Annotated in this window: 1 protein-coding gene; it reads left to right on the forward strand. The window is 73.1% G+C overall.

Annotated features, from left to right (window positions below; all coding sequences use genetic code 11):
• The coding region (locus tag MQN93_RS43740; protein ID WP_242713925.1) for an FAD-binding oxidoreductase at positions 1-487 on the forward strand (487 nt) is incomplete at both ends.

The raw sequence follows: 487 nt of genomic DNA on the forward strand, positions 1-487 counted from the left end.
GGCCCAGGACGGCACGCGCGTGGAGCTGACGATCCAGCGCATCGCCGACGGTGAGGTCTCGCCGTACCTGGTCGACGAGCTGGTGGTGGGCGACCGGCTGGAGCTGAGGGGCCCGGTGGGCGGCTGGTTCGTCTGGCGGCCGGAGCAGACCGAGCCGGTGCTGCTGGTGGCCGGAGGGTCCGGGCTGGTGCCGCTGATGTGCATGATCCGCGCCAGGCAGGCCGTGGGCAGCCGGGTCCCGTTCCGGCTGATCTACTCGCTGCGCTCACCCCAGGAGCAGCTCTACGGCCCCGAGCTGCTCACGGGCGCACCCGGCCTGGACGTGACCCGCATCTACACGCGCCAGGCGGCTGCGGGGGCCGCGCGCCCCGCGGGCCGTATCACCCCAGAAGACCTGGCGAACCACGGCTGGCCACCCGACTTCGAGCCGCACGTCTACGTGTGCGGGCCCACGGGCTTCGTCGAGAAGGCGGCCGCCTACCTGGTA

The sequence above is a fragment of the Streptomyces spinosisporus genome (genome assembly GCF_022698145.1).
Taxonomy (GTDB): domain Bacteria; phylum Actinomycetota; class Actinomycetes; order Streptomycetales; family Streptomycetaceae; genus Streptomyces; species Streptomyces spinosisporus.